Source organism: Kocuria subflava (assembly GCF_012163155.1).
GTDB classification, from domain to species: domain Bacteria; phylum Actinomycetota; class Actinomycetes; order Actinomycetales; family Micrococcaceae; genus Kocuria; species Kocuria subflava.
Genome location: NZ_JAAVUN010000110.1, coordinates 1 through 772, shown reverse-complemented (window position 1 = coordinate 772; position 772 = coordinate 1). Strand labels below are relative to the sequence as shown.

1 protein-coding gene is annotated in these 772 nt (G+C 65.4%); it reads left to right on the top strand.

All coding sequences use genetic code 11. The features are described from left to right. Positions 1-677, top strand: a 677-nt coding sequence (locus GTW58_RS13230) for an amino acid ABC transporter ATP-binding protein (protein WP_168023575.1), incomplete at its 5' end; no start/stop codon positions are given. Positions 678-772: the final 95 nt, after the last annotated feature.

Below are 772 nucleotides of genomic sequence, written 5' to 3'. Positions count from 1 at the left end.
AAGACATCAACCTGGACGTGCGCCGCGGCGAAGTCGTCGTAATCATCGGCCCGTCCGGTTCCGGCAAGTCCACCCTGTGCCGCACGATCAACCGGCTCGAGACCATTGACGACGGGGAAATCCGAATCGACGGGAAGCCGCTGCCCAAGGAGGGCAAGGCTCTTGCCAAACTCCGGGCCGACGTCGGGATGGTCTTCCAGTCCTTCAACCTGTTCGCGCACCGCTCCGTGTTGCAGAACGTCACGCTCGGTCCCATGAAGGTCCGCGGGAAGTCCTCCTCGGAAGCCAAAGAGCGCGCGATGGAACTGCTCAAGCGTGTGGGCGTTGACAACCAGGCGGACAAGCTCCCCGCGCAGCTTTCGGGTGGTCAGCAGCAACGCGTGGCGATCGCCCGCGCCCTGGCCATGAGCCCCAAGGTCATGCTCTTCGACGAACCCACCTCCGCCTTGGACCCGGAAATGATCAACGAGGTCCTGGACACCATGGCCACGCTGGCCAAACAGGGCATGACGATGATCGTCGTGACCCACGAAATGGGCTTCGCCCGGCGCGCCGCGGACCGCGTGGTGTTCATGGCCGACGGCCAGATCGTCGAACAGAACACCCCGGAGGAGTTCTTCGCCAACCCGCAGTCCGACCGAGCCAAGGACTTCCTCAGCAAGATCCTGAACCACTGACGCTCTAGGTCCCCGACGTCGTCGTCGGGGCCCGAACGATCCTTCACCCGGCGGCGCCGCCCCGCCGGGCCGGGACCCCCCCACCCCCCTTCTCG